The following is a 20,083-nucleotide window of genomic DNA, read 5'->3' as shown; positions in this document are numbered from 1 at the left end:
GCAAAAGGGATCAAGTTCAAAAGTTGGGGACTAGGCAAAAAGTTTGGTCAATCTGAAAAGGAAAAACGACTTATCTCTCACTCCTCTATACATCATACGAAGTATTTATTTTTTGTTTATGCATATAGTTTGGTTAATCCGTATAGTGAAAAATTAATATGGATCAAGTGAGAAAAAGTTATGATAAAAAAAAACTGTCATTATGATCCATTCTTATTTAATACACATGTTTGAAATGATCTTACATTAAGTTTTAAGCAGTTATATTATATATAAATGAAATTATATAGTACTACTCTTTTGAGTGATGCCGCAGTGATGCCGCTATGATACCGCAATGATGCCGCTTAAATACGCTTAAATAGCGGTATCACTACGGTATCATTGTGGTATCAAAGCAGGAGCATTGAGTGTCGTTCCAGTAGTGTTCTAGAACTATAATGATAACTATTTTATATTGATTTATAATAACAAGCCTATTCCAATTAGTATAAATGGAATGAGCTCGGTATCTCACCGAGCTCATTATATTAAAAAGACTGTATAACTTTATTCAATTTTTTTGAGGTCAGTTGGCAGTCTATATTATGATAGCACTTTTTTTATTTTTGTAAAGCTTCGAAACGCATTTTATACTTTTTAACTTCAAATTCTAGCTCTTTTATATTTGTCTGTAGTTTTAAAAGTTTAGCCTTTCCTTTAAGCTCTTCTATAGGTGTCAATTTTCCTAAAGATTGCTTTTCGATGAATTTTGCTTCTTCTTTTTGAAATTTATCCTCTGCTTTATGTAATTTGTCAGTTGTTTTTGATAGATTATTCTGACTTTTTATAAGTTCTTTTTGTTTCTTTAATTCTCTTTTTTGTTCTTTTTCTTTTTGCTTTTGTTGTTTTAGTTCTTCTTTTCTTTTTTGTTCAGCAATTTTTTGCTCTTGTTCAATCTTTTTAGCCTCATCAAGTTCATTTTTTAATCTTAATTCCTCGATAGTTATTGAAGATTTTAGTTCTTCTTGTTCTTGTGAGAGCTGTTTTAATGAATTTTCAGTTTGAATTAATTCATTAGACTTATTGGTGTTGTTGTCTTGAGCATTAGCACCAACAGTGAAAGCCACAAATAAGCTTGTAGCTAAAAGCATTCTTTTGTTCATTTTGCGAGTTTTTGTTTTTTGTTTTATTGTATTTAGTTGTTGTAATAAGGATGATTTACCATTCGTTTATTTTATTAGCATCTAGCTTTAAAAAAATAAATAAAAGTACGGTAAAGGCTATTAAACTTGATCCTCCGTAAGAAAAGAATGGGAGGGGAACACCAATAGTAGGAAATAATCCAACTAACATTGTGATGTTAAAAGCAAAGTGTATAAATAGGAAAGCAATCACACAATAACCATAGACGCGATTAAAACGTTTTTTTTGTCTTTCAGCTAAGTAAATTAATCTATAGAATAGGCAGACAAATAAGGTAATCACTACCGTAGAACCTAAAAAGCCCCATTCTTCACCTACTGTAGTAAAGATATAGTCAGTATGCTGCTCGGGCACGAAGCCTCCTTTTGTCTGTGTTCCTTCAAGAAAACCTGTTCCAGTCCATCCTCCAGAACCAATAGCTATTTTTGATTGGTTTAGATTGTATCCTTCCGCTTGTAGGTTTACATCTTCACCGATAAGTACATTGATACGGTCTTTTTGATGGGGTTCTAAAACTTTGTCATAAACGTAATCTACTGAAAGCACAAATACTGACATGATTAATGATAGTATTACATATATGAATGGATTTCTAGAAATGCTTTTATTGAAATAAAAGTGTAAGAGTGTTATAACTATTATAAGCGATATAATAATAATAGGTTTGACAACTAATGCGGAAACAAATAGTACGATAGCTATAAAGCCTGTCCATAAATACCATGATGGCAATCCTTCTCTGTATAAAACAAATATTAGCGAAGCGAATAGCATTGCACTTCCTGTATCATGTTTTAAAATGAAGAGGGTAGGGATTGCAATGATTGTTAGGGCAATTATTTGTTCTTTTATAGTGTTTAAGTGTCCTTGATTGTCGGAGAGGTATTTCGCTAATAATAAGGCTGTAGTGGTCTTTACAAATTCAGATGGCTGAATACCAAATCCTCCAATGGAGTACCAATTTGTTTGCCCTTTTACAGATTTACCAAAAAAGAAAAGCCCTAGTATGGATAGCAGTCCAATGACATAGAAAATTAAAGCATATTTTTCATAGAATTTTGCATCTATAGAAAGAATAAGAATAATTACTGGTATAGTAATAATAATAAAGATAAGTTGTCTACCATATATTTGATTAAGGTCAAATACGGAGGTAGTCTCAGCAGGTAAAGATGCTGAATAGATATTAAACCATCCAGCAGCTACTAATAAAAAATATAGTAGTATTGTTATCCAATCGATATTTCGCTGTACACTTACTCTTCTCATTTCTTTTTAGAATTCTCTGCGGCTTTGTATAATTGAATTACTTTATCATATTCTGACTGTAAGCTACCTTCAATCATTTTTCTTTCTAAATCTTTTCTTACTACGTCTTTAAGCAAATATTTCTGTAACATTAAACTTGTTATAGGTGCTCCCCATCTAGCTCCCCAGTAACCATTTTCAATAAATACAGCTATTGCAATTTTTGGATTGTCTTTTGGTGCAAAAGCAACGAAAACTGAATGATCCGTTAATTGATAACGTTTACCATTTATTCTTGTGAAGTTTTCTACTGTACCTGTTTTTCCACACATCTCTAAGTTATCTACACTTACAGAACGCCCTGTCCCACTGTGAAATACTTCATTCATCCCTTCTATAATAGGACCAAAATGTTTTGGATCTATTGAGGTTTGGTGTTTAGTTGTAAATTTTTTATCAATCTTGTGATGTTCTATATTTTTTATGATGTGGGGAGTGTAGTAATATCCTCTATTTGCAACAGCAGCCATCACGTTAGCTAATTGCATCGGTGTCATAATTACCTCTCCTTGTCCAATAGCATTTGAAATAGTGGTAGTACTTTTCCACCCACCATTAGGATACCATCTATCATAGTATTTTGAGTCTGGAATATGACCTTTTCTCCCTTCAGGAAGATCATACCCTAAAAATTGACCAAGCCCAAAGCTTTGTAAATGTTCATTCCATTTATTTATACCTTCTGCAGGAGTTTTATATTTTTCAATTATACGTTTGTAGGTTTGAGCAAAATATGTGTTACACGATTTAGCAATAGCTGTGTGTAAGTTCCAGTTACCACTATCGTGACATCCCATCCAAGCACCTTTCCCGTAATAAAAACCTCTATTACAACTAAAGGTTGTATGTTCATTAATAACCCCTTCTTGTAAACCAATTAAGGAAGTAAGTATTTTAAATGGAGATCCAGGTGAGTACTCTCCAGAAAGGACTCTACTATACAATGGTTTTGCTAATGAGTCATTGTATAATTTGGTATAATTCTTAGATCTCTCTCTACCTACTAATAAGCCTGGGTCATAACTTGGTGCATTTACTAATGCAAGGATTTCTCCTGTCTCAGGTTCTATAGCAACAATTCCGCCACGTTTATTTTGCATTAGAAGTTCACCATATGCTTGTAATTCACTATCTATAGTAAGCATGATATCTTCTCCTTTTTGAGCTATTGTATCATAAATACCATTTTTGAATGAGCCTATTTCTCTGTTGAATCTATCTCTTTGTATATATTTTACTCCTTTTTTACCTCGCAATAAATGTTCGTATTCTTGTTCTATCCCTTGAATTCCTATTAAGTCGCCTGGTCTGTAATAAGGATTTGCTGCAATATTTTGATCATTTACCTGACGGATATACCCAAAAATATTTGCTCCTGAAGATACCTGATAGTCTCTTAAAGAACGTTTTTGTATATAAAAACCATTAAAGTGTCTAATCTTTTCTTGAAAAGCAGCATATTCTGCTTTACTTAATTGCGGTAAAAAAATAGATGGTAACCTAGGGCTGTATTTTTTAGCTTTTAAGAGTTTGGTATCGAATTCTTCTCTCGTTACATCTAATAAGTTACATAATGCTAATGTGTCAATATCTTTAACTTCTCTAGGTACAACCATGATGTCATAAGAAGGCTGATTTGCTATTAATAGCTTTCCATTGCGATCAAATACATATCCTCGTTCAGGATATTCATAAACGATTTTTAATGCATTATTTTCAGACTTTTTGATATAAGTGTCATCCATTACTTGCAAGTAAAATAATCGTGCTAGAATTACTATAGTAACCGTAGCTATTATAATTGGTAATAGATACTTTCTCATTTTTTTGTTGGTTTAATCAAAAATAATATCAATATACATGTAAGTAAAGTAAATATTGTAGTCAATAAAGTTCGTATTGCTATCTCAAAGATAAAATTGAAACGCAAAAACTCTAAACCAAATAGAACAATATGATGAACTATTATACAAATAGCTATATAACCAAAAACTTCTAATGATCTAAATAAATCATTAGTTACTTTTTTAATAATATTTAAATTGTGATATTGATAACTGATACCAAACGAAAACTTTAATATTGAAGGTCTTACAAATGCTAAAATTAATGAAGCAGCAGCATGTATTCCTCCCGAGTTTTCAAACATATCTACTATCAAACCTAAGGCAAAGCTTGTAATATAAAAAACTGCTTTATCTTGGTTAGTAGGATATAATATTATGAATAAAATATAAGGGAATGGATTGATAAAAGTGAATAAATCAATATTATTAAATATCAATACTTGAGCCATTAATAGGCATATAAAACGTGCAATATTTGATAATACAATACTATTCATTTTTAGTTTCTTGTTCTAATTCATTGATTTCTTCAATATTATTATTCTTGATAATATAAACATAACCTAAATTCGTCATATCATTGAATAAACGTACTGAAATTGTAAAGTAATTGGAAGCTTCTGTTGTATATGCTTTTTCAATTATCCCAATTGGAATATTCTCTGGGAATATTTTTGATATACCACCCGTAACTATTGTATCTCCTTTGTGAAGTTCAGCAAGTCTTGGGACATCAGTTAAGTTAACATATCCAGTATTCGTTCCATCCCATTTTAAAGTACCAAAGTGATTAGTGCCTTTTATTTTAGCATTAATATTTGATTTAATATTAAGAATACTTTGAACAGTAGAGTAGTTATTAGAAGATTTTTCAACAATACCTAGTACACCATTACTATTAATTACCCCCATATCTCTTTCGATATGTTGGTTTTTTCCACCTTTGATAGTTAAATAGTTTTCTTTTGTATTGAAAGAGTTTCTTATCACCTTAGCCACAATGATTGAATATTCATCATTATCAGAAGGTCTGAGATTTTGTATTTCTAAAGAATCACTTGCTGTTTGATTATTATATACAATTGATTTTAGATATGCATTTTCTAAAACCAGAGCGTCGTTCTCTGATTTTAGATGCATATATTCTTTTAAGTCATTAATATTTTCATAGACGTATCCCGTCACACCATTTGCGGAACTTATAAAAGAACTCTTATGGAAAGTATGAGTTCTAATTATAAAAGCAAACGATATGAATAAAAGCAGCAAAAACAGTAGCTTAGTACTGTTTTTTATGAAGAAATTAATTATTTGCTGCATAGTGTTTTATTTACTTGATAAGGACACTCTTATATTTGTCTAGATTTTTAATTGCTAAGCCAGTACCTCTTACTACGGCTCTTAATGGATCCTCTGCAATGTAAACAGGTAAGTCTGTTTTTTGAGAAATACGTTTGTCTAATCCTCTTAACATTGATCCACCACCTGCTAAATAAATACCAGTGTTGTAGATATCAGCAGCTAATTCTGGTGGTGTTTGCGACAATGTCTCCATTACTGCATCTTCTACACGTTGGATAGATTTATCTAAGGCTTTAGCAATTTCTCTATAAGAAACTGTTACTTGTTTTGGTTTACCAGTTAACAAGTCACGTCCTTGAACTAACATATCATCTGGTGGTGTCTCTAAATCTTCAGTAGCGGCACCAATTTGAATTTTGATTTTTTCAGCAGTACTTTCTCCTACAAATAAGTTGTGTTGAGTACGCATATAGTAAATGATATCATTTGTAAATACATCACCAGCAATTTTAACTGATTTATCACAAACAATACCTCCTAATGCAATGACTGCAATTTCAGTAGTTCCTCCACCTATATCTACAATCATATTTCCTTTAGGCTGCATAATATCTACACCAATACCAATTGCAGCAGACATAGGCTCGTGTATTAAATAAACCTCTTTACCATTCACTCTTTCACAAGATTCTTTTACTGCACGCATTTCAACTTCAGTAATTCCTGAAGGAATACATACTACCATACGCAAAGCAGGTGTAAACATTTTCTTTCTCAATGAAGGAATGCTTTTGATAAAGAGGCTTATCATTTTTTCCGAAGCATCAAAATCAGCAATAACTCCGTCTTTTAATGGGCGGATTGTTTTGATATTACCATGTGTTTTCCCTTGCATAAGACTCGCTTCTTTTCCAACAGCAATTATCTTTCCTGTTGTCCTATCACGTGCAACAATAGAAGGGTTGTCTACCACAACTTTCCCATCGTGAATGATCAAGGTATTCGCCGTTCCTAGGTCGATAGCGATGTCCTCCGTCATAAAATCAAAAAATCCCATACAATTAAAAAGGCTTTTAGAGTTAATATTTTTATATGAAGTACAAAAGTAATAAATTAATGTTTAAAATGGCGCGTTCCTGTGAACACCATTGCTATATTATTTTCATTACAATAGTCTATACTTAATTCGTCTTTAATTGATCCACCCGGTTGTATTACAGCAGTTATACCTGCGTTACCAGCAATTTCTACACAATCAGGAAATGGGAAAAACGCATCACTAGCCATTACAGCTCCTTTTAAATCAAAATTAAAAGATGTAGCTTTTTCAATAGCATGACGTAATGCATCTACTCTTGAGGTTTGTCCCGTACCTGAAGCACAAAGTTGACGTCCTTTTACAAAAACGATTGTGTTAGATTTAGTATGCTTACAAATTTTAGAAGCAAACAATAAATCTTCAATTTCGTTAGCAGTGGGTGTAAGTTTAGTAACGTTTTTAAGTTGTTCTTTATTGTCGGTAAGATAATCTTTATCTTGTACTAAAATACCGTTTAAACAAGTACGTACTTGTTTTTTAGGTAATTCTATGTCGTTAATTACTAAGATTATTCTATTTTTTTTCTCTTTTAATATTTCAATAGCTTCATCATCGTAACTAGGAGCAATGATAACTTCACAGAATAATTTATTGATCTCTTCTGCTGTAGCTTTGTCGATTTTATTATTAGCTATTAAAACACCTCCAAATGCAGATGTAGGATCTCCAGCTAGAGCATCTAAATATGCCTCAACCATTGTATCTCTTTGCGCTAATCCACAAGCGTTGTTGTGTTTTAATATTGCGAATGTTGGTTTCTCGTTAGTAAATTCATTCATTAGATTCACTGCTGCATCCACGTCTAATAAATTATTATAAGATAATTCCTTACCATTTAATTTCGTGAAAAGAGCATCAAAATCACCGAAGAATTGACCTTTTTGGTGAGGGTTCTCCCCATATCTTAATTCGATACCGTTATCAATACTTATCTTTAAAGTATCATCTTCTTGATTGAAGTAATTAAAGATTGCGGTATCGTAGTGAGAAGAAGTTTTAAAAGCTCTAGTTGCTAATAATTTTCTTTGTTCTAATGTAGTTGCACCTTGGTTTTCTGTTATCATGTTTAAGAATAGCTCATATTCATTAACAGAAGGAACAATTACTGTGTCTTTAAAGTTTTTAGCAGCAGCTCTAATAAGGGAGATTCCACCTATATCAATTTTTTCTATGATATCAGCCTCTGAAGCTCCTGATGCTACTGTTTTTTCAAATGGATATAAATCAACAATTACTAAGTCAATTTGAGGGATATCAAACTCTTGCATTTGTGCTACATCTTGTGCATTATCTTGTCTGTTTAAGATTCCACCAAATATTTTTGGGTGTAACGTTTTTACTCTACCACCTAAAATAGAAGGATAAGATGTCACATCTTCTACAGCTACAACAGGGATACCAAGTTCTTTAATAAAAGTTTCAGTTCCTCCTGTTGAGTAGATAGTTACATTGTGCTTGTGTAGTTCTTGTACGATTGGTGCAAGGCCGTTCTTATCGAAAACGGAGATTAATGCAGATTTAATTTTTTTAGTTGTATTCATGTTGTGTTATTAATGAATGGCAAAAGTAAGTATTGTAAGTATAATTATAAAGTTTAAAACAGAAGTTTTATCTTTATTTATGTATAATAATTTGTAACAATATATAAGAGCTAGCGACTGATAACTTATAAATTGTTATTTAAATAGGTAAAGGTTTATGGTTCTTTATTTTAGACTACTGGTAAATAGCTTTCAGTTTGCTATTAATTCTTTAAAAACGAATAGACTTCGTACCATCTTATCATTGCTTGGTGTTACAATTGGTGTGTTTTCAATTATTGCAGTTTTAGCAGCTGTAGATTCATTGGATAAAAATATTAAGAAGGAGCTAAGTGGGTTTGATTTGAATATGATTTATGTATTTAATCATTCTTTTGGGCCAGTTGATATTCCTAGGTGGAAAGTAGATCAATATCCTAAAATGACTTTTGATGAATACGAATATTTAAAACGCAATGTAAATGGAGTAGAGTATATCTCTTATAATTTTTTTACAAAAGCTGAAAACATTAAGTACAATGCAAATTATGCGTCAGATGTAATAATGAAACCTACAGGTGTGGATATGCAATATTTAGACAACGTTAAAATTGCAAATGGAAGGTTTTTTAATGAGGCTGAAGCAAATAATGGGAGTAATGTTATAGTACTAGGTTATGAAGTCGCAAAAACACTTTTTGACGATATAGATCCAATAGGAAAGATAGTTAGATTATATGGACGTAATTTTAGAGTAGTGGGCGTAATTGAAAAACAAGGAGCTTCTAGTATAACATTTGATAGTAGCTATGATGAACGTGCTTATTTTCCTTCTAATTGTGTACGTCAAATATATGGAGAGAATAATTCAATGCTTACTCCAGTTGTAGTCTTGAAGCCTTTTGAACAATATGATGTTAATGAATTTGAAGATGAGATTAGAGCTAAGTTACGTCTTTTTAGAGGTATGAAAATTGGTGAAGATGACAACTTCTTTGTCAATGTTTTTGGAGGAATGCTTGATTTTATTGATGGAATAATTGAAAAGATGAATGTTGTAGGGTGGATAGTTAGCGGTTTTTCATTGTTAGTAGGTGGTTTTGGGATTGCTAATATCATGTTTGTATCAGTGAAAGAGCGTACACATTTAATCGGTATTCAAAAATCTATTGGCGCAAAAAAGAAATTTATTCTTTTACAATTTCTATTTGAATCTATAATACTTGCTTTAATAGGTGGTGTAGTGGGAATTATTTTAGTTTGGATGATATCTTTTTTCGTTTCTACCTTTACTAGTTTTTTCTTTGTTTTAAGTTTTAGCAATATACTTAAAGGGTTGGTTTTATCTGGGATAATAGGAATGATATCAGGTTTTCTTCCTGCGCGATCAGCTGCTAATTTAGATCCAGTTGAAGCAATTCGTATGGGAATGTAGCCATATAAAAGAGGGATTGACTAAGTAGTCAATCCCTCTTTTATATGGTTTTTATGTTTAAAAAAAGGTCGCCTTAATTAAAAGGCGACCTTATTCTATTTAATTATCTTATTGGTCTATCTAAAATTAAGTCAAGATATAAATTAACATTTTTCTTTAAATCTCGTCGGTGAACGATAAAATCTAAGAAACCATGTTCTAATAAGAATTCTGAAGTTTGGAAACCTTCAGGTAAATCTTTACCAGTAGTATCTTTAACAATTCGTGGACCTGCAAAACCAATTAATGCACCTGGCTCAGCAATATTAATATCTCCTAACATTGCAAAAGAAGCAGAAATACCACCTGTAGTAGGATCGGTACATAAAGAGATATATGGGATTTTAGCGTCACTTAATTGTGATAATTTAGCAGACGTTTTAGCCATCTGCATTAGAGAAAATCCTGCCTCCATCATACGTGCTCCCCCTGATTTTGAAATCATCATGAAAGGAATATTGTTTTTTAAAGAGTAGTCAATTCCTCTAGCAATTTTTTCTCCAACTACAGAACCCATTGATCCACCAATGAATGCAAAGTCCATAGCTGCAACTACTAATTTCTCTCCTTTTGAATTTCCAACAGCAACCCTAACAGCATCTTTCAATTGTGTTTTGGTCATTGCTTCTTTTAGACGATCTACATATTTCTTAGTATCTTCAAATTTTAAAATATCTTTTGAAGAAAGGCTTTTGGCTATTTCTTTGTAGTCGTTATTGTCAAAAAGAATTTCGAAATACTCTTTACTACCAATACGAACGTGATAACCATCTTCTGGGCTTACCCATAAATTTTGCTCTAGTTCGTCAGAATCAATTATTTTTCCTGTTGGAGATTTGTACCAAAGCCCTTTAGGAATATCTTTTTTGTTTTCCGTTGGTGTCTGAATTCCTTTTTCTTTCCTTTTAAACCAAGCCATAAAATGTTTGTTTTGTTTATATTAAGTTCGAAAGCAAGGAGTATTATAACGTATTTACGTTATTTAAGTCTTCAAAAGCTTTTTCTAATCGAGCAATTAAAGTCAATTCTCCTTGTCTAACCCATGTTCTAGGATCGTAATATTTTTTATTTGGTAGATCTGAACCTTCTGGGTTACCTATTTGAGTTTTTAAATAGTCAATTTTAGAAACCATATAATCGCGTATACCTTCAGTATAAGCAAATTGTGTATCAGTATCAATGTTCATTTTGATAACTCCATATCCAATAGCTTCTCTAATTTCTTCAAGAGATGATCCTGATCCTCCATGGAAAACAAAATCAACTGGGTTATGACCTAAATTGAATTTTTTAGATACATATTCTTGAGAATTTTTTAAAATTTTAGGTGTAAGTTTAACATTACCTGGTTTATATACACCATGTACGTTACCAAATGCTGCTGCAATAGTAAAACGTGGGCTCACTTTTGATAATTCTTCAAATGCGTAAGCTACTTCTTCAGGTTGAGTATATAATTTAGATGAATCTACACCAGAGTTATCTACTCCGTCTTCTTCACCACCTGTAATTCCTAATTCAATTTCTAAAGTCATTCCCATTTTGCTCATGCGCTCAAGGTATTTTTTAGAAATTTCAATATTTTCTTTTATTGGTTCTTCAGATAAATCAATCATATGAGAGCTGAATAATGGTCTTCCAAATTCTTTCATATGTTTTTCACCTGCATCTAATAAACCATCGATCCATGGTAATAACTTTTTAGCACAGTGGTCAGTATGTAAAATTACTGGTACACCATATGCTACAGCTAATTCATGTACGTGTTTTGCACCAGCAATCGCCCCAAGGATAGCTGCTTTTTGGTTTTCATTAGATAGTCCTTTACCTGCGATAAATGCAGCTCCTCCATTCGAAAATTGAATAATAACAGGTGCATTCATTTTAGCAGCAGATTCTAATACTGCATTGATAGTACTTGAACTAGTTACGTTTACAGCTGGTAAAGCGAATCCTTTTTCTTTTGCGTAATTGAAAATCTCTTGCACTTGATCCCCAAATGCAACTCCAGGTTTAATATTATGTGCCATGTCTGTTGTGTTAATTGTTTCTACAAAAATACTAATTATTATTTGATTAGAATGGATAATTGATTCCAACATTTAAAACGGACTCTTTAAAGTTGAATTCTTTAAACCATCTTCTTTGTGATTCTATTGATGGGTCAAATGTTTTAAATCCCATATCTATTCTGAATACAAAGAAACTAAAATCATATCGAATACCAAACCCAGTTGCCACTGCAATGTCTTTTAATGAAGAAATTCCATTAAATGTATAATTATCATCTTTTACGTCATCCCAAATATTCCAAATATTAGATGCATCCATAAATAACGCTCCAAACCATTTACCACCAAAATTAAATCTATATTCTGTACTGAAAAATAGTTTCATATTAGCCTCATTAAAATCATTTATTCCACCACTTCTACCTGGTCCTAAACGATACGATTGCCAACCTCTATTGTCATTTGATCCGCCTGAAAAATAACTACGTGAAAAAGGAATTGAGTTAGAGTTGGCATAAGGCAATGCTATACCTCCAAAAGCTCTAATTGCAATGACTCTTTGTCTTCCAAGATCCCAATATTTTACAAAATCTAATTCTGTTTTTACGTATTGCGAGAATTCTACATCTAAGAATGTTTTCTTTCCTGTAGGGCCTGTTTTAGAACTAGCTCCTTTCATTATCATATCCATTAACCCACCTGCAGATTCTATTTTAGCTTTTAAAGTATAAAAACTGTGATCGTTTATACTTGTCTTTGTTGTTCTAGTGAACACTAAATTAGATGAAATTATTAAGTTGTTTTCTGATAGACGCACTTGCCTTTCTGAAATACTTCTGATTAATCGTTGATCTTCTGGTGTGACATTGTAAGGGTTGTCTGCTTGAGTAGCAACTTTCATAAAATCATTTGCACCATTATTATCAATTGACAAATCACCTGACTCATTAAAAAAATCTGTCGGCAGTTCATCTTTATAATTTTGTGAGATAGCATTAAGACGATTATAAGACGATTTATAGACCGTAAAATAATTATTTGGATTAGTGTTTCTTACATATTGAATATTTGCTAAATCAAAACTAAATGAGTTCGTACGAGATGGATACCACGAATAATTAATAGTCCCATTAAAGTTGTCTTTGTCAAGTCCTATGTTGCGCTGTTTTGAAATACCAAATCCCATTGAGGTGGTTGGTAACATTGATTTAGGTATAATTCTTTCTGTTTTAATAGGAAATAATACCCTAGGAAAGGTTAATTTTATATCTGATCCATATTCTGTAACATTAAAGAATACATTATTAGGGTTACTCATCTGACGTGAAGAACCAATACTTCCTTTAATATTAAATTCTAATATTTCTGCCCCTCTAAATACATTTCTAAATAGAAGTCCCATACTTCCTCCAATACCAAAATCCTGTATATTTGAGTGTGTAATATCTAATGATGGATTAAACGTCATTTTTTTTCTTGATGTCAGATAGATATTGCTTATCAGAGATTGTTTAGTACTATCTCTAGGGTCTTCAATATATTCAATTACTGGGTAATTAAATATACGTAGATTACTTATTGATCTTGAAGTTAAGATTCTGCGTTGATCACTAAAAGTACTTCCTTTAGTAATAAATATTGCATCAGTAAGAGCTTTAGGTTTATACTGTAATTTTGTTGAGCTATAAATATTAAAATTATTATACTGAATACTATCTAGTACAAACTCTCTATTCTTACTACTATTATCAGTAAATATATTTACATCGCTAATCTTATATAGTTTATAAGGAACTTGTACTAATGTATCTCCAGATTTAATGGTTCTTGGATCAATAATCAAGTTAACATTTGCTGAATTCTTTTTATTTAAAATTGTATCTACTTCATAGCGTATGCTTAATTCTTGAAAATAATAAGCTCCGTTATTTCTAAAATCAGAAGTAAGTCTTTTGCGTTCATTATCAAAATTTTGAACGTTAAATACAGTATTAGGTTTTATTAAGCTTCCTTTTTTTGTTTTATTATATAAGTCTTGTAATGCTGGAGTTGAAATACTAGAAGATAGACTATCGATGTAGTAAGGATCTCCTGTTACTACTTCATAAGTATTTGTAACTTTTTTTATTCCAATTGTATCTACTTGTGACTTTACTTGAATGTCAAAATATCCTTTATTAAAGTAATAATTTTTTAATCTAGTAAGTGATTTATTTGTTTTTAATGTATCATATAAAACAGGTGGCTCTCCTGTCTTAATAAGGAAATTATTGATACCTGCTATAATAAACGATTCTCCTAGACGATTAACTTGTTTGCGAGACAATACGTTTACAAGAGCTTTGTCTGTTTTAGGATGCTGATCTAACCACACGTGATAAAGAGAATCGGCATTTGGTCTAGCAAGATTATATAAATTTAATCTTAAGTGAAAATTAGTAAATGGAAACGTACTATTTGGATGTTGATATAATTGCGCAATAACATCTTCTTTTTTCTGTTTTTTACCATTTTCAAAAATTTTATTTTCTAATAATAACGCTCTGCCATCCGGTACTCTCTTAGTAATAGAGCAGGAAAAAAAAGTTATGCTGGTTAATAGAAATAGTACTATTTTTGGTAAATATTTGCTCAAAGTGGTAGATATCAATATATAGTTCAAAAATACATTTTTTTATGGTTACGAAAAACCAAATCAAATTAATTAAGAGTTTACATCAAAAAAAAATAGAAAAGAATTTCAATTGTTTATTGCTGAGGGTATTAAAGTAATAGATGAGTTATTAAAATCTTCTATTGAATTAGATCATATTTACGCAATTGAACCACTAGAATTAGGAGTATCTACTTCCAAATTTACTATAGTAAGTTCTGATGATTTGAAAAAAATGTCTGCTTTATCTTCACCTTCTAATTGTCTAGCAGTTTTTAAAATTCCAAAACAAAAAGAAGTTGATTACAATAATTTGATTGTTGCTTTAGATGATGTTAGAGATCCTGGTAATTTAGGTACTATTATTCGTTTATGTGATTGGTTTGGTATTGAAGATATTATTTGTTCTAAGGAAACTGTTGATATTTATAACCCTAAAGTAGTACAAGCTACTATGGGCTCGATAGCCAGAGTTAATATTATATATGGGGATTTATCTAGTTTAATTAAAAGTGCTAACGATTTACCAGTGTTTGGTACTTTCCTTGATGGTAAGAATATTTATACTGAGGTGCTTCCTTCACAAGGGATTATTATTATGGGGAATGAAGCGAATGGTATTTCTAATGAGATAGAAAGCCTTGTGAATAATCGTATTACAATACCTCGTTTTGGAAAATTACAGCAAACAGAAAGCTTAAATGTAGCTATGGCTACATCTATTGTATTGAGTGAGTTTAAAAGAAACGAAGTTTAAAAAATTAGTGGAAAGTAAAGTTTACAAAAATCCCTCTTGTTTTCATTGATTTTATATTTCCAGTCCATGGACTATTAGGATTATTGTCTCTTACTAATTCATCTTGTAGTCCAAATACCCCTCTTACCGATGGTGAAAATTTAAAATACTGGAAGTAAATATCTATACCAACACCAACTTCATAATTTGCTGTCCATTTTTTCATGCGCCATATGCCTTCGTAGTTGTCCTTGCTTGAACTTGTATTACTACTTAAGTTTAAATCTACTGAAAAACCTCCTAATACATAGGGTCTTACGTTACCTGCTCTTAAAGCTGAAAACTTTAAAAGTAAAGGGAAGTGGATATAAGTGGAATTAACTTCTTTTGTAGAAGAATTTTTTAGTTCTGCCTCGGTAGGATTTGCATTTTGATGCTGTTCATTATAGTAGTTATAGATAATAGCTTTAGGGTATCGCAATTGTCTTTTTGCATAATATAAACCTGGTTCAAAACGCAAATCTAAATATTCCATAATGCGCAGATTACCTACTAAACCTACATTGAAACCAGTATTACCTGTCACTTGTATTTCAGTGTAATCATGAGGAAACTTCTTTTGAAGTTCTTCTAGTTGTTTGTAATAATCTGCTGTATAATCAATTTTATAATTATAAGAATTAAAACCTAAATAATACCCCCAATGAACACGCTGCTTGTCCCAGTCAGGTTTATTAATAATAGGATTCTTACCAAAGATCCATTGCGCAAATCCTTGTGAAGTGCTCAAGAGAATAAAAAAGATTATACACAGTTTTTTCATACTATTTTGATGACGAATAAATTGTAGCAATTCCCATAGTTTGAGGTTTATGCTTTACATCTTTAAACCCAACTTTTCTTAAAATATTGTTTAAATTCTCCCCAAATGGAAAATTTTTAGCTGAATCAGATAAATATTTATACGCATTTTTGTCTTTTGAGAAAAGTTTCCCCATGAAAGGCATGATATTCTGTGTGTATAAAAAATATCCTTGTTTGAAAGGGAATTTAGTAGGAACAGATGTTTCTAGTATAACAAAAATTCCTCCAGGTTTTAATACTCTTAATATTTCTGATAATCCTTTTTCTAAATTTTCAAAATTTCGAATACCAAAGCCAACAGTAATAGCGTCAAATGAGTTGTCTGCAAAAGGAAGGTTCTCTGAATCTCCTTGTATCATTTCGATACGATTATCTAGATTTAAAGCTTTTATTTTTTTCTTTCCTACCTCAAGCATTCCTGCAGATAAATCTAGACCAGTGATTTTTTTAGCATTTGATTTTGATAATAATATTGCTAAATCCCCTGTTCCTGTTGCAATATCTAAGATAGTTTCTGGTTGTTTTTCAGAAACCATTTTAAGTACTTTTCGTCTCCATCCTTGATCTGTCCCTAGTGAAATCATACGATTTAAGTTGTCATAATTGCCTGATATAGTATCAAACATTTGTTCAACTTGTTGTTTTTTCCCTAATTCAGATTCTTTATATGGAGTTATCTCTTTTGACATTGTATTTAATTTTGGACAAATATAAATATTAAAAAGTAATTGTTTGGTTTAGAATTAGGGATAATTGCAATCAATCACAAGATATGATTAATCTAAACCTTTTTATTTTGACTTGCCTAGGATTGATGGACTTTTTACAGTTTAAATTGAAGTCATCTTGACTTATTAGTTTTTTGAAATTTCTTAAGACCTATAACGTTAGAAGTTAAGAAACGCCATGTCATCCTACTAAATGATGTGATATTAAATCTATTGCTTAAAGAATGAAAGCTATTTAACTAAGCTTTTTATTTTTCAATTGCATATTTTTCTATAAATATTTTAACGATCTAAGCACAACAAAAAAACACCTCACTTTTTTTTAATCATAAAAAAACATATCTTGTTAAATTACAGTAGTTTACATTAAAAATAATCTATTGTGGTAAAATTGGAGTTCTTGTCAAGGCTAGTATTCATAAGGACTCTAGCGAAATGCTTCAACACTTCTTCAACATTTCCCCATGATTGCTCCATATAGAGAGCTGGTTATTGAGGGAATCTTGAAGAACTGTTGAAGCATTGTTGAAAAAATTATATCGTCTATAGTAATAAAGGCTGATATGAAATCAAATATTCCATGAATCATTTTAAGCACTTTTGTTCAAAAGACATTTGAATAATTAAAGGAGGATAATGAATTGGATGAGTAACAATAATAATATGAAGTTACTTTAACTTTTTAGTTTTTAGGAAATTTCTATTGGCTTTTTTTATTTTCCAAAAGTTAAGACAACCTCATTATATTAAAATAATAAAAGCCTTAACTAATAAGTAGATAAGGCTTTTATTTATAATTTTATGAAAATAGGTTTATATATACATATGGTAATAATCACCTCCAACGAATTCAATTTGTTTTCCTTTGTTAAATCCTAAGCGAGTATAGAGTTTCATAGCATCTGGATTTTCTAAATCTACTATTAAACCAACTTGGCTGTAATTATTTGATTTAGCATAGTCAACAATGTATTTTAATAAATGACTACCTACACCTTTACCTTGAACAATTGGAGAAACAGCAACAGTGTCAATATAATATTCGTTACCTTCTGTTTCAGGCTCTGGTATCATATCATTGTTGTATTGTTTTCGCATCAATTCTAACACAGGTTCTCTTAGTTTTTCGAACTCATTTCCATTGTATCCTGTTACCGTACCTACGACATTATCTTCTTCATCTACTGCAACGAAAGTGTTCTCGAAGCTGTAAAGATTATTAGGCTTTTTAAATAAAATGGTCAAGAAATTAATGGCTTCTTCAATATCTTCTTTTTGAATAAAGCTAAATACAATGTCTTCCATTGCTTGTAGCATTAATTCAGGAACTACATCATAATCTTCTTTTTTTGCTGGTCTTATTTGATATTGCATTTTCTTTTTGTTTAGAAAACAAAGGTAGTAAAGAGTTTTTATTAAGTGAAATCAAGATTATTGAATTTATTATTGATGTTTGTCTTTATATTCTCTTTCCTTAACTACACGATCCCAAATGGGACTAGCATTTTTTATATTTAATTCCTTAGGATTAAAGACTGGGTCTTTGCCTTTTTTGCGTTGCTTGTTATAGTCGTCAAGAGCAATCATAGCTGGTTTATATAATAATAATATAGCTATAAAGTTTATCCATGCCATGGCGCCTACACCGATATCCCCAATATCCCATGCTGTACTTGGTTTACTAATGGCGGCATAGTATACAGCAGCTAAAATGATTGCTCTCATTACCCATCTTAAGATAATATTCTTTTGCTTGCTTAAATAGGTAAAGTTTGATTCCGCAATAAATACATATGACATTGTGGTGGTTATAGCAAAAAAAGTTAGAGCTATCGCTATAAATTGGCTTGCTATAAGTGGAAAATGAACTGCAATAGCATTTACAGTATATTCTGATCCGGCTTCTACTCCAGGAATGTTTTTAACTATATAATCCCCTGCATTATCAAATACATTATACTGGTGCGTAAATAAAATCATAAGTGCAGTGGCTGTACATACAAATAGTGTATCTACATAAACTGAGAAAGCTTGCACAAGACCTTGCTTTACTGGATGAGATGTTTCAGAGGCAGCTGCCGCGTGAGGAGCAGTTCCTTGCCCAGCTTCATTAGAATAAATTCCTCTTTTAACTCCCCAAGCTATTGCTGAACCAAATATTCCACTGAAAGCTGATTCTAGATTGAAAGCTGATCTAAATATTAATCCAAATATTGCTGGTACTTCCTTGATATTTAGTGCAATAATGATGACTGCCATTATTATATAAGCTCCTGCCATAAATGGAACAATTACTTGAGATATTCTCCCTATTTTCTTTGCTCCTCCAAATACTGTAAGGGCTAGAAATATGCAAATACCTATTCCTGTAATCCATTGAGGTACATCAAAAGCATTTTTAATACTTATTGATATACTATTGCTCTGAATACTTGGTAAGAATAGTGCACAGCTTATTAAAGTAATAATAGAGAAAAGTAATGCAAACCATTTTTTATTGATACCATGCTCAATATAGAACGCTGGACCACCACAATATTGTCCGTTTTTTTCTTCTTTATAGATTTGTGCTAAGGTGGATTCTACAAAAGCTGATGCGCTTCCTAAAAAAGCTATCATCCACATCCAAAATACAGCTCCAGGTCCTCCCGCTGCGATTGCAGTTGCTACTCCCACAATATTTCCTACACCTACTCGCCCTGCAATAGCCATACTAAAAGCTTGAAATGGACTTACACCACGTTCAGAAGACCCTTCAGTAAAAAGTAATTTTACCATATGACGTACATATCTTATCTGTACAAAATTTGTTCGAATAGTAAAAAATAGACCTGCCCCTAAACAAAGGGCAATGAAGACATTTGACCAAATAATTGAATTGGCCAATTTAATTATACTTTCCATAATGTAATTTTTGTTGTGTTGTTAGTTTATTATTATGAAAAAGTAGGTAAAAAGTCTAATATGACAAAATTTATATTGATTTTAGTTTGAAAATTTATATAGATGGGGTTTTAAGAATTTGGTAAATGTTATTTATAACATAAAATTAACTATTGTGAAATGTTAGGTGTAAAGATATAAAGTCAGTAAATCTGCTGTTATAAATCACTAGGCAAGATTACTAAATGAAAAAAAAACTTGTGTACTTAGTGGAAGAGAAAGAAACTATTAAAAAAACAGTTTTTAGTTTTGTACTTTTTCAAGTTGTAAAAATAGGTAAGGGGATATAAAGAATAGGACAGAAGCCTGATGTAAAGTATCTATTGAGCAAGTATAGTAAAAGAAGTGCTCAAAGAAAATAAATAAACTATAGATAATATACAAAACAAAAGAGGATGGTGATACTACGTGT

General features: G+C 31.2%; 15 protein-coding genes and 1 pseudogene. 2 read left to right on the top strand and 14 right to left on the bottom strand.

The features are described 5' to 3' along the window. Positions 1 to 602: 602 nt before the first annotated feature. The 7 genes from RH98_RS10915 to purH are packed head-to-tail and all read right to left on the bottom strand — an operon-like array spanning position 603 to position 8,282. Entirely contained in the window at positions 603 to 1,145 is a 543-nt protein-coding gene (locus RH98_RS10915) for a hypothetical protein (protein WP_010254571.1), read from the bottom strand. A 55-nt stretch (positions 1,146 to 1,200) separates the two neighbouring features. After that, positions 1,201 to 2,454 (bottom strand): rod shape-determining protein RodA, encoded by a 1,254-nt coding sequence (rodA, locus tag RH98_RS10910; RefSeq protein ID WP_010254568.1) that lies wholly within the window; start codon positions 2,452 to 2,454, stop codon positions 1,201 to 1,203. Beyond that, the gene (gene mrdA, locus RH98_RS10905; RefSeq protein WP_010254567.1) at positions 2,451 to 4,316 is read right to left on the bottom strand and encodes a penicillin-binding protein 2; all 1,866 of its coding nucleotides are present in this window, start codon (positions 4,314 to 4,316) and stop codon (positions 2,451 to 2,453) included. Before mrdA ends, rodA begins: the two co-directional genes overlap by 4 nt. Beyond that, positions 4,313 to 4,837, bottom strand: a complete 525-nt coding sequence (locus tag RH98_RS10900) for a hypothetical protein (protein ID WP_010254565.1) — start codon at positions 4,835 to 4,837, stop codon at positions 4,313 to 4,315. The genes mrdA and RH98_RS10900 overlap by 4 nt, the downstream gene beginning before the upstream one ends. Continuing rightward, positions 4,830 to 5,660, bottom strand: a complete 831-nt coding sequence (gene mreC / locus RH98_RS10895; RefSeq protein ID WP_026038860.1) for a rod shape-determining protein MreC — start codon at positions 5,658 to 5,660, stop codon at positions 4,830 to 4,832. Before mreC ends, RH98_RS10900 begins: the two co-directional genes overlap by 8 nt. Positions 5,661 to 5,670: 10 nt before the next feature. After that, positions 5,671 to 6,699: a rod shape-determining protein gene (locus RH98_RS10890; RefSeq protein ID WP_010254559.1), complete on the bottom strand. Its 1,029-nt coding sequence runs from the start codon at positions 6,697 to 6,699 to the stop codon at positions 5,671 to 5,673. A 56-nt stretch (positions 6,700 to 6,755) separates the two neighbouring features. Further along, positions 6,756 to 8,282, bottom strand: coding sequence for a bifunctional phosphoribosylaminoimidazolecarboxamide formyltransferase/IMP cyclohydrolase (gene purH / locus RH98_RS10885; protein WP_010254556.1), 1,527 nt, complete (start codon positions 8,280 to 8,282; stop codon positions 6,756 to 6,758). A gap of 157 nt (positions 8,283 to 8,439) precedes the next feature. Here purH and RH98_RS10880 point away from each other — a divergent pair, with 157 nt between their 5' ends. After that, the gene (locus tag RH98_RS10880; protein WP_010254553.1) at positions 8,440 to 9,696 is read left to right on the top strand and encodes an ABC transporter permease; all 1,257 of its coding nucleotides are present in this window, start codon (positions 8,440 to 8,442) and stop codon (positions 9,694 to 9,696) included. Positions 9,697 to 9,799: 103 nt separating this feature from the next. On the opposite strand, the gene accD is transcribed toward RH98_RS10880, so the two are convergent. The 3 genes from accD to tamL are packed head-to-tail and all read right to left on the bottom strand — an operon-like array spanning position 9,800 to position 14,409. Next, the gene (gene accD / locus RH98_RS10875) at positions 9,800 to 10,654 is read right to left on the bottom strand and encodes an acetyl-CoA carboxylase, carboxyltransferase subunit beta (RefSeq protein ID WP_010254550.1); all 855 of its coding nucleotides are present in this window, start codon (positions 10,652 to 10,654) and stop codon (positions 9,800 to 9,802) included. Between the two features lie 43 nt (positions 10,655 to 10,697). Next, on the bottom strand, positions 10,698 to 11,765 hold the full coding sequence (gene fbaA, locus RH98_RS10870; RefSeq protein ID WP_010254548.1) for a class II fructose-bisphosphate aldolase: 1,068 nt from the start codon (positions 11,763 to 11,765) through the stop codon (positions 10,698 to 10,700). Between the two features lie 46 nt (positions 11,766 to 11,811). Then, positions 11,812 to 14,409 (bottom strand): translocation and assembly module lipoprotein TamL, encoded by a 2,598-nt coding sequence (gene tamL, locus RH98_RS10865; protein WP_500778342.1) that lies wholly within the window; start codon positions 14,407 to 14,409, stop codon positions 11,812 to 11,814. Positions 14,410 to 14,423: 14 nt separating this feature from the next. On the opposite strand from tamL, the pseudogene RH98_RS10860 reads away from it, so the two are divergent. Further along, positions 14,424 to 15,157 (top strand): annotated as a pseudogene (locus tag RH98_RS10860) (TrmH family RNA methyltransferase). A gap of 4 nt (positions 15,158 to 15,161) precedes the next feature. Here the strand turns inward: RH98_RS10860 and porT are convergent. From porT to RH98_RS10840, 4 genes are all read right to left on the bottom strand, one after another. After that, positions 15,162 to 15,959 (bottom strand): type IX secretion/gliding motility protein PorT/SprT, encoded by a 798-nt coding sequence (gene porT, locus RH98_RS10855; protein WP_010254543.1) that lies wholly within the window; start codon positions 15,957 to 15,959, stop codon positions 15,162 to 15,164. 1 nt (position 15,960) lies between these two features. Then, positions 15,961 to 16,689 carry a bifunctional demethylmenaquinone methyltransferase/2-methoxy-6-polyprenyl-1,4-benzoquinol methylase UbiE gene (gene ubiE / locus RH98_RS10850; RefSeq protein WP_010254542.1) on the bottom strand — a complete coding sequence of 243 codons (729 nt, stop codon included), beginning with the start codon at positions 16,687 to 16,689 and terminating at the stop codon, positions 15,961 to 15,963. Positions 16,690 to 17,541: 852 nt separating this feature from the next. Continuing rightward, entirely contained in the window at positions 17,542 to 18,102 is a 561-nt protein-coding gene (locus RH98_RS10845) for a GNAT family N-acetyltransferase (protein WP_010254540.1), read from the bottom strand. Positions 18,103 to 18,171: 69 nt separating this feature from the next. After that, positions 18,172 to 19,632 (bottom strand): alanine/glycine:cation symporter family protein, encoded by a 1,461-nt coding sequence (locus tag RH98_RS10840; protein ID WP_010254537.1) that lies wholly within the window; start codon positions 19,630 to 19,632, stop codon positions 18,172 to 18,174. Positions 19,633 to 20,083 lie beyond the last annotated feature (451 nt).

This window comes from Myroides injenensis M09-0166 (assembly GCF_000246945.1).
GTDB lineage: Bacteria > Bacteroidota > Bacteroidia > Flavobacteriales > Flavobacteriaceae > Flavobacterium > Flavobacterium injenense.
This window is presented reverse-complemented; position numbering and strand designations above follow the sequence as displayed.